This window comes from Massilimicrobiota sp. An134, from assembly GCF_002160815.1.
Classification (GTDB): domain Bacteria; phylum Bacillota_I; class Bacilli_A; order Erysipelotrichales; family Coprobacillaceae; genus Allocoprobacillus; species Allocoprobacillus merdigallinarum.
This window is the reverse complement of sequence record NZ_NFLH01000029.1, coordinates 22,362-31,698: the sequence shown is the minus strand read 5'-3', so window position 1 is coordinate 31,698 and position 9,337 is coordinate 22,362. Positions and strand designations below refer to the sequence as shown.

General features: G+C 31.2%; 10 protein-coding genes and 1 other annotated feature. Of the genes, 8 read left to right on the top strand and 2 right to left on the bottom strand.

The genetic code is table 11. The features are described from left to right. Positions 1 to 380 (top strand): transposase (locus B5E79_RS10540; RefSeq protein ID WP_241147488.1); only part of this gene is annotated, 380 nt, incomplete at its 5' end. A 187-nt stretch (positions 381 to 567) separates the two neighbouring features. Here the strand turns inward: B5E79_RS10540 and B5E79_RS10535 are convergent. Both B5E79_RS10535 and cysK read right to left on the bottom strand, forming a co-directional pair. Beyond that, on the bottom strand, positions 568 to 1,467 hold the full coding sequence (locus B5E79_RS10535; protein ID WP_087297997.1) for an IS4 family transposase: 900 nt from the start codon (positions 1,465 to 1,467) through the stop codon (positions 568 to 570). A 1,131-nt stretch (positions 1,468 to 2,598) separates the two neighbouring features. Beyond that, a complete protein-coding gene (gene cysK / locus B5E79_RS10530) occupies positions 2,599 to 3,525 on the bottom strand; it encodes a cysteine synthase A (RefSeq protein ID WP_087297996.1) in 927 nt (308 codons plus the stop codon). 164 nt (positions 3,526 to 3,689) lie between these two features. Between cysK and B5E79_RS10525 the strand changes: the two genes are divergently transcribed. The 7 genes from B5E79_RS10525 (at position 3,690) to B5E79_RS10495 (ending at position 9,335) form a co-directional block, all read left to right on the top strand. Further along, positions 3,690 to 4,040 carry a hypothetical protein gene (locus B5E79_RS10525; RefSeq protein ID WP_087243331.1) on the top strand — a complete coding sequence of 117 codons (351 nt, stop codon included), beginning with the start codon at positions 3,690 to 3,692 and terminating at the stop codon, positions 4,038 to 4,040. A gap of 9 nt (positions 4,041 to 4,049) precedes the next feature. Continuing rightward, a complete protein-coding gene (locus tag B5E79_RS10520; RefSeq protein ID WP_087297995.1) occupies positions 4,050 to 5,216 on the top strand; it encodes a cation diffusion facilitator family transporter in 1,167 nt (388 codons plus the stop codon). Between the two features lie 40 nt (positions 5,217 to 5,256). After that, positions 5,257 to 5,490: a binding site (T-box leader), on the top strand. Between the two features lie 33 nt (positions 5,491 to 5,523). Next, the gene (locus B5E79_RS10515; RefSeq protein WP_087297994.1) at positions 5,524 to 6,543 is read left to right on the top strand and encodes a methionine ABC transporter ATP-binding protein; all 1,020 of its coding nucleotides are present in this window, start codon (positions 5,524 to 5,526) and stop codon (positions 6,541 to 6,543) included. A gap of 1 nt (position 6,544) precedes the next feature. Then, positions 6,545 to 7,210 (top strand): methionine ABC transporter permease, encoded by a 666-nt coding sequence (locus tag B5E79_RS10510; RefSeq protein ID WP_087297993.1) that lies wholly within the window; start codon positions 6,545 to 6,547, stop codon positions 7,208 to 7,210. 12 nt (positions 7,211 to 7,222) lie between these two features. Next, positions 7,223 to 8,044 carry a MetQ/NlpA family ABC transporter substrate-binding protein gene (locus B5E79_RS10505; protein WP_087243327.1) on the top strand — a complete coding sequence of 274 codons (822 nt, stop codon included), beginning with the start codon at positions 7,223 to 7,225 and terminating at the stop codon, positions 8,042 to 8,044. 143 nt (positions 8,045 to 8,187) lie between these two features. After that, on the top strand, positions 8,188 to 8,652 hold the full coding sequence (locus tag B5E79_RS10500) for a hypothetical protein (RefSeq protein WP_087297992.1): 465 nt from the start codon (positions 8,188 to 8,190) through the stop codon (positions 8,650 to 8,652). Then, positions 8,649 to 9,335: an ABC transporter ATP-binding protein gene (locus B5E79_RS10495; protein WP_164483501.1), complete on the top strand. Its 687-nt coding sequence runs from the start codon at positions 8,649 to 8,651 to the stop codon at positions 9,333 to 9,335. Before B5E79_RS10500 ends, B5E79_RS10495 begins: the two co-directional genes overlap by 4 nt. The last annotated feature ends 2 nt before the right edge of the window (positions 9,336 to 9,337 follow it).

The window sequence follows — 9,337 nt, the reverse complement described above, 5'->3', positions numbered from 1 at the left end:
CTGCAGAAATTATTGGTCTTAGAAAATTTATTAGCTATTTAGAAGATAGAAATCTGACATCCTATAGTAATATTCATTTTGCATGCATTACAAAGAAAAATGATATTCGTCGCATAGTACCAGATGAATTCTATGCAGTTGTAGATGAAAATCTGTCAACAGAATTTGGAAGAGAATTAAAGAGACAGAGAAGCATACAGGTCGAAGGAGCATTTGGAGTCATCAAGCAGGACATGAAATTCACAAGATTCACGAGAAGAGGATTGAAAAATGCAAAAATGGAATTTCTCATTGTGTGTCTAGGCTATAATTTAAGGAAATATCATAAATATCGCCTGAAAAGGGAGAAGGAAGAAAGGGAGAAATTGCTTCTCAATTAAAAAGATATGCACATGAAAAAAACAAATTTTGAACGATATAGGGATATTGCGCCCAAAAATAGGGAAAACAGAAGAAGAATCAACAAAAATATTGCATCTTGAGATCAGAAGAAGAGAGAAGATGTTTTTTTTATTGCCTAAAAACAGAAAAAGAAAAGAGCTGAAACAAAATCAACTCTTTAAAAAGTTATTTCGTTACAGCCCCTTTTTTATTCTCAAAAAACTTCTTAGAATATGAACAGCTCTTGTAAAATTGACTTGATATTGATATTTTCTTTCTTTTTTGGATTTTGATTTTTCTTATAATTCTTTCACAAAAATTATGAAGAATAAGTCTTGCATATATTTCCTGTTTGATTAATTCTCTCTCCTTTGCATGAACAGGATTAAGTCCGATTGCATATTTTAAATCTCTAAATGCAGTCTCGACTCCCCATCTCATATTATATAATTTTTTGATTTCTTCTAATGGGAATTTATCTCTTTCTAAATTTGTGACAATACATTCATAATTATCATCACTAATTTTAATTCTTAAAATTTTGCGCTTAAACTGATAATAAGAAACATTATTATCCAAATAGTCAAAACGAATATTTCTAGGAAAAAATCTATATTTTTCAGGATGCTCCTTCACTTCTTTTGTTTGTTTGAAAGTTAAAATTCTGGATACATCAACATCACATTCTCCAGATAGAGAAATGTGCATACCTTTAAGCATTCCATTACTATCGTGATCTTTAATTCGAATAAGAAATTTATTATTTGAATTTAAAACACGCTCAAATAAATTATAAGATTCATAATTTCTATCTGCGATAAAAATTGCTTTTTTACCGGTATATCTGTCTATTATGTCAATAAATGCCACTTTTTCATTATATTTTGCTTCTCTTTCAATGATAATGTCATCATAAGTGTGCTCCAATAAATCATACGAAGAATGGAGATGAAAAGCATTATATCCCTGTTCATTTTTACCATGATTAAGTGAATATGTTTCGCTATCACTTATATCGATCGATATTGGTAATGTAGATCCATCAATAGCTATCAACCTATACCCTTTATATAATTTAAACTGAATAGTTTTTTCATTGAAAACTTAAAAAACATATTTAAAAGCTTCATGCTTAATCTTACTTCTCCGCTGTATGAAAGCAGATGCAGTTATGCCATTGCCTGACAAACCAAAATATTTATAAAGTTCATCTTTGATAGTGCTTGATTCCATACAGATAACGAACTTGATTAATTCATCAAAAGAAAGTTTTCTTTTTCTCGTAAAATCAATACGAGGATTGAAAAGGAACTTTTCTTTTTGTTGGGAAAGTGTTGAAATTGATTGTAATAAAACTTTTTTTAATGTCGTTCATTGTTCATAAGCAGTACCTCCAAAATTCTCTACCTATAAACAAAAGGCTTATTATCAATTCTTTATTATTGATAATAAGCCGTACATATGTGAAGATTTATCAATGCTTTGAACAGAAAAAATCAAAAAGAGCGGCGAGATTTATTATTAAATCTTCCGCTTCAATATATTCTTAATTTAATGACATTGAGCTAAGCTCGTGGATATTTATTTTACATTTAGTCGAGAATTTGGCATGTTTAATATTCTGTTTTTAATGTGCACTGTTGATTATAAGAATGTAGGACTACCTACCCTATAGTACGTTTGACAGGTCATTGTGACCAGATAGCATGAAATATCAATGATGGAATAATGATTTTTTCTATTTTGATATATTTTGAATAAAGTTGAAAAAGCATATATATCATATAAAAATGAAATAGATGACATATTAGTCAATAAATTAATAGTTGATCTTATGAGATATTATATACAGTCTATAATAAGCGCAACAATTAATAACATCTACAAAATAAATGGATTTAAAGTAATCGTAAACAAATATACTTATCGTCTTTATAATTAAATCATATAACATCAAATAGATAAAAATAAAGAAATATTTGAACAATCTTTAAAACTTTTTATATAAATCATATAACCAACAAACCATTGAACTTTCCACGATTTTGGGACATAGTATTAGAAAACAAAAAAACAGGATTTCCCGTAAAACTTATTCGTTTTGGAAAATCCCGTGACAAATTAGATTATCGAAAAATCAAGATAAGCGAGTTGAATGACTCGCTTTTTGATTGAAAAGAAAAAGTTATTTCATAGTTTTGAAATAACTTCCCTTTTTTATTCATATAATGCTGTTGATAAATAACGATCGCCACCATCAGGTAATAAAACAACAATATTCTTATCTTTGTTTTCAGGCTGTTTAGCTAAAGTTTTAGCAGCATATAAAGCAGCACCTGAAGAAATACCAGTGAGAATTCCTTCTTTTTGAGCAAGCTGTCTAGCAGCTTCAAAAGCTTCATCAGTAGAAACAGTTATTATCTGATCATAAATATGTGTATCTAAAGTTTCAGGAACAAAGTTTGCGCCAATACCCTGAAGCTGATGAGGACCTGTTTGTCCATTTGAAAGGAGTGGAGAATCTTTTGGTTCTACCGCAATGATTTGTACCTGTGGATTCTTTTCTTTTAAATATTGTCCAACTCCACTGATTGTCCCACCAGTTCCGACACCAGCAACAAAGATATCTACCTTTCCATCCATCTGTTCATTAATTTCTGGACCTGTTGATAGATAATGGGCTTTTGGATTGCTTGAATTGGTAAACTGACTAGGAATGAAGCTTTGAGGAATATCTTTTGCTAAAGCTTTAGCTTTATTAATGGCTCCAGTCATTCCTTCTTGACCGGGTGTTAAAACAAGCTTGGCACCGAATGCTTTCATGAGTTTTCTTCTTTCTTCACTCATTGTATCAGGCATTACGATAATGACTTCAAAGCCTAAAGCCACGCCAATGGCACATAATCCAATACCTGTATTACCGCTTGTTGGTTCTATAATTGTTGCGCCAGGTTGTAGTTTTCCAGATTCTAAAGCATCTAATAACATACCTCTTGCAACACGATCTTTGACACTGCCAGCAGGATTATAATATTCCAGCTTGGCGAATAAATGGGCCTGAGTTTGTTCCTGCTTTTCTATATGATGTAATTGTAGAATAGGTGTTTGTCCTACCATCTCTTGAATACTGTGATAAATTTTCATATCTGAAAACCTCCTTTTTATTGTCCTCATTATAGAAAGTATAGGCTAAAAAAGCAAAGAATATGATAAATCTTTTGTGTGTCATTGATAAGAAAATCATAATATTATTTACCAAATCGTCATATTCTATGTTATAATGAAAAAACATAGAGGGAGGAATAAAAATGATCTGTTATGATAAAAATGATATAAAGGATTTAAAAAATCATGAAGATAAATATTATATGCCAAATGCATTGTTTGATACAATGCAATACAAACTTGTCCGTTTGGAAGTCAAATGGGCTTATGTTGCATGTTTGAATGTTATGTTGAAAACACCATTATATGATTATGATGGATTTGCTTATATTAAAGATGATCATCCTCAAATGATTGAAGTTTTAAAAGACTTAGCTCATAAAAATGTTGATCAGCAAAAAATTGATGGTTATATTCAAGAATTAGAAGATTGTGGACTTGCTCAAAGAAAAGGTAGAAATATTTATTTGAAAAAAATTTCTAATATCTTTTAGGAGGTTATTATGTTTGATTTGATTGTTAAAAAAACAATTCCAAATTATCAAGATACACAAGCACCTGAAATAAGAGAAAAGTATGGAACACTATGTAGTGTTCTTTCTATTATATGTAACTGTGTCATGGTCATCTTTAAATTATTATTTGGATTTATGACACATTCAGTAGCTATTCAGGCTGATGGATTTAACAATCTATCAGATATGGGGAGCAATTTAGCAACACTTTTTGGTTTTAAATTAGCAGGAAAACATCCTGATAGTGACCATCCTTATGGACATGGTCGTTATGAATATATTGCAGGATTAATCATTTCTTTTTTAATTTTATTAGTAGCGTTTTCCTCTTTTAAAGAATCAGTGATGAAAATTATCAAACCTGAAACCCTTCTTTTTACATGGGGTGCAGTCATTGTTTTGGTTGCATCTATTTTTATCAAATTATGGATGGCTTCTTTTAATAGAAAAGCTGGAAAAATCATTGATTCCACATCTTTAAAAGCAGCTTCACAAGATAGTTTAAATGATGTCTGTGCAACTCTTGCAACCTTGGTTTCTTTATGTTTAAGCTTAGTAACCTCATTTCCTGTGGATGGAATAATTGGGGTTATTGTTTCTATTGTTGTGTTTAAGTCAGGAATTGATATTTTTAAGGATACTGTTGATCCATTATTAGGAAAAGCGCCTGATAAAGAACTGGTTAATGACATCTATGAGTATGTTCTATCATTTGATCAGGTTTTAGGTATTCATGATTTTATGTTGCATGATTATGGACCTGGACGTCAATATATGACTTTTCATGCTGAAGTGGATTGTCATGAAGATATCATGACTGTTCATGATCAGATTGATGTTATTGAAAGAGATTTATTAGAAAAGTTTAATATTTTAACAACAATCCATATGGATCCTATTGATACAATGGATGAACTTACAAATCAGTTAAAACAGGAAGTTCAAAACATTGTTCAGGCATTGAATCCAAACTATAGCATTCATGATTTTCGACTGGTCAAAGGACCAACACATGTTAATCTGATTTTTGATGTTTTATTGCCTGCTGATGATGAAATTTCACATCAGGAGTTGAAGCAAAAAATCACAGAAGCGATTCAACAAATCAATTCACACTATTTTTGTGTGATACAGATAGATCATGCATTTTTATAAAAAGTGTTTGACAAATGTTTATAGACAAGATAATATATTATTAACAACAGTGAAGAGAAGAGTAGTTTATGATGATTTGATAGAGAGTTCTTGGTTGGTGGAAAAGAATATTGAGGCATAAATGAAGATGGTCTTGGAGTTTCATTAGTGAATGATTTAGCTAATGGCGGGTGTACCCGTTATCGTACTAGAGTATGTTGGTACTCGAAGAGATTGTTATAGTGATGTAACGATGAATTAAGGTGGTAACACGGGTTATATACTCGTCCTTAGCGGGACGGGTTTTTTTATTTATAGGAGGGATTTCATGATTGAATTAAAACATATTCAAAAAGTTTTCCATACACCTAAAGGAGATATTCATGCCTGTCAGGATGTTAATTTAACAATCCAGAATGGTGAAATCTTTGGGGTTATTGGATATAGTGGTGCTGGGAAGTCAACACTTGTTCGTATTATTAATCAGCTTGAAAAACAGACAAGTGGAGAAGTCTTTATTGATGGTGAGGATATTTCATTATACAATGCTAAAGATTTAAGAAAGAAAAGAACAGAGATGGGAATGATTTTTCAACATTTTAATTTATTGTGGTCAAGAACAGTACAAAAAAATATTGAATTGCCATTAGAGATTGCTGGTGTTGAAAAAAGCAAACGTGTTCAAAAAGCAAAAGAATTAATTGAACTGGTTGGATTGCAGGGACGTGAAAATGCTTATCCAAGTGAATTATCTGGTGGACAGAAACAACGTGTAGGTATCGCAAGAGCATTGGCCAATGATCCAAGTATTCTGTTATGTGATGAAGCAACCAGTGCATTGGACCCTGATACAACGGAACAGATTTTAGATTTATTAAAAGATATCAATCAAAAACTTGGGATTACGATTGTCATGATTACACATCAGATGGAAGTCGTACAAAAAATCTGTCATCGTATCGCTGTTATGAGTGAAGGGAAAGTTGTAGAAACAGGTCGTGTCAAAGATATCTTTGAACATCCTCATCATCACATTACCAAACGTTTTGTCAGAGATATATCAAGTAAGATTGATGATGATAAGCAAAATGAAAATCTTAAACAGATTTATCCAGATGGTATTTTATTAAGATTAACATTTGATGAAGATATTTCCAGACAACCTATTGTTTCTCGTGTCATTAAAGAAACAAAATTAGATTTAAGTATTGTTTCAGGAAATCTCACAAATACAATTGATAGTTCTTTTGGAGTATTGATTGTCAATGTCATAGGTGGAACACAACAGGATTATGAAGATGTCATTCAAAAATTTAAAGACTATCAGGTTATTGTGGAGGTGATTTAAGATGAGTGAATTTTTAAGTCAAATTGACTGGGATGCTATGTATGTTGCCATCCAGGAAACATTATTGATGACAGTGGTTTCTTTAGTGATTGCTGTTATATTAGGGTTTGTTTTAGGAATCATCCTTTATATCACAAAAGAAGACGGACTTTATCCTCATAAAGTTATTCATCGTATTTTAGATTTTATTATTAATCTTTTTAGAGCTATCCCATTTATTATTTTAATATTCCTGCTTCTACAGTTTACAATTAAAATTATGGGAACAATGTTAGGAGTCAAAGGGGCTTTACCAGCACTGATTCTATCAAGTGCACCTTTCTATGCAAGAATGTGTATGATAGCTTTAAGTGAGATTGATAAAGGAACAATTGAAGCCAGCAAGGCTATGGGGGCAAGTTCCTGGCAGATTATTACAAAGGTTCTTATACCTGAAGCTAAACCAGCATTAATTTCAAGTATGACTGTTATGGCTATTTCTTTGGTAGGTTATACAGCTATGGCAGGATGTATTGGATCTGGAGGACTTGGAAACTTAGCATATATGTATGGATATGCTAGACAAAATATGCCAGTTATGTATACAGCGACATTCTTTGTTTTAGTGATTGTCTTTATTATACAGATTATTGGTGATTTGATTGTGAAAAGAATTGATAAGAGATAGGGAGGAAAACATATGAAAAAATTATTTATTGGAATTTGTGCATTATTTTTAGCTATTGGATTAACAGGTTGTGGAGGTGGAAACACAGCGAGTGATGAAAAAACATTAACTGTTTCTGCAACATTAGATCCTCATTCTAAAATCTTAGAGGAAGCTAAACCTATATTGAAAGAAAAATATGACATTGATTTAGAAATTAAAGTGTTGGATGATTATTATATTTTCAACAAAGCTTTAGATGCAGGAGAAGTAGATGCTAACTATTTCCAACATCGTCCATTCTTTGAAGGTGAACTTAGTGAACATGGATATAAAATTGTAGAGGAAGCTGGTATTCATTTAGAGCCATTTGGATTTTATTCTCAGACAATAAAAGATATTAAAGATATTCCTGAAAATGGGGAAGTGATTATTTCTAACTCTGTAGCTGACCATGGAAGAATTCTTGGAATTCTAGAAGATGCTGGAGTGATTGAATTAAGTGATGATGTCGAACGTCTTGAAGCAACAACAGAGGATATTGTATCTAATCCAAAGAATTTATCATTTGAAGAAATTAAACCAGAATTACTTGCAACTGCTTATCAAAATAATCAAGGAGATTTAGTTGCGATTAATGGAAACTATGCCCTGCAGGCTGGATTAAATCCAACAGAAGATGCGTTAATTATTGAAACAGTAGATGCTGATAATCCATATGTGAATATTGTTGCAGTACAAGAAGGTCATGAAAATGATGAAAAGATTAAAGCATTGATTGAAGTCTTAAAATCTGATGAAATAAAACAATTTGTAGAAGATGAATATAAAGGTGCTGTTGTTATGGTAGATTAAGATGAGTATTTCTCATCCATTGGCATAAACTTAAGATATACTCTTAGGTTTATGCCTTTTTAATAGGATTTCATATTTGAATTGTGGTATAGGATGATGATGTTATATTGATGAAAGTTATAAAAATAATAGTGGTCGTCCAAATGATTGAAGATAATGATATTGGAGGAATATCTATCTATGATATGGGATTGAAAGAATTTACACGATATAATGGGTCAATTGAAGAAATACCACTTCTTGTAGATAATGAAATGATGATTGTTGGTCTCATTATGTTTTTTATTCTATGTTATTACTTAAATAAAAATTATCTCATCAATCATCAAAGAGATTATATGATGATGAGAATTGTGGGAATGACAAAAAGAGAAATGTTAATCAAAGAAGTAGAAAAAGGTTTTTATTCTTTTGTCATTATTAATATTATGAATATAACTTTGATTTTATTGGTAGAATCTTATTTTCAGATTGTCTATATTCCTATAGTGGAATTTCTTGTGATGAGTTTCATATGTTTAGGTATATGTGTGGTTATTTATATGATGCCATTATATGTTTTATGGAATGATTTAATAAATATTGATAATGGAGGTGGATTATCATGATCATTTTAGAAGGGAAGAATTTAAGAAAAACTTATGGATATGCTGAAAACAAGGTAGATGCGATTAAGAATATTTCAATAGAAATTGAAGAAGGTTCTTTTGTGGCTGTTGTTGGAACCAGTGGTAGTGGGAAGAGTACTTTATTGCATGTATTGGCTGGTTTGGTAAAGCCAAATGCTGGAAAAGTTTATTTACAGGGAGAATCACTCTATGATATGAATGATGATCGTTTAACGCGTTTAAGAAGGAGAAAAATGGGATTTGTGTTTCAATTCTTTAATCTGATTACAACTCATAATGTGATTGAAAATATTGTTTTACTAATTCATTTAGATAATAGACAGGTGGATGAAGAATATGTGGATGAGATTATTGATTTATTGAAACTTAAGGAAAAGAAATACGCCTTTATTCATGAACTTTCAGGTGGACAACAGCAACGTGTCGCAATTGCTAGAGCACTGGCCTCTAAACCAGCAATTATCTTTGCCGATGAGCCAACTGGAAATTTAGATGCGAAGAGTTCACAGGAAGTGATTCAATTATTAAAAATAGCACAAAGAAAATATCATGAAACTGTCATTATGGTGACACATGATGAAATGATTGCTAATGTAGCTGATCGTATCTTACGTATTGAAGATGGACAAATCATACAGGATACGGCACAAAAAAACGAATGATT

Excerpts from the sequence above, each read along its gene's own strand:
- cysK (WP_087297996.1), bottom strand. The coding sequence starts at position 3,525 with ATGAAAATTTATCACAGTATTCAAGAGATGGTAGGACAAACACCTATT.
- B5E79_RS10525 (WP_087243331.1), top strand. The coding sequence starts at position 3,690 with ATGATCTGTTATGATAAAAATGATATAAAGGATTTAAAAAATCATGAA.
- B5E79_RS10520 (WP_087297995.1), top strand. The coding sequence starts at position 4,050 with ATGTTTGATTTGATTGTTAAAAAAACAATTCCAAATTATCAAGATACA.
- B5E79_RS10515 (WP_087297994.1), top strand. The coding sequence starts at position 5,524 with ATGATTGAATTAAAACATATTCAAAAAGTTTTCCATACACCTAAAGGA.
- B5E79_RS10510 (WP_087297993.1), top strand. The coding sequence starts at position 6,545 with ATGAGTGAATTTTTAAGTCAAATTGACTGGGATGCTATGTATGTTGCC.
- B5E79_RS10505 (WP_087243327.1), top strand. The coding sequence starts at position 7,223 with ATGAAAAAATTATTTATTGGAATTTGTGCATTATTTTTAGCTATTGGA.
- B5E79_RS10500 (WP_087297992.1), top strand. The coding sequence starts at position 8,188 with ATGATTGAAGATAATGATATTGGAGGAATATCTATCTATGATATGGGA.
- B5E79_RS10495 (WP_164483501.1), top strand. The coding sequence starts at position 8,649 with ATGATCATTTTAGAAGGGAAGAATTTAAGAAAAACTTATGGATATGCT.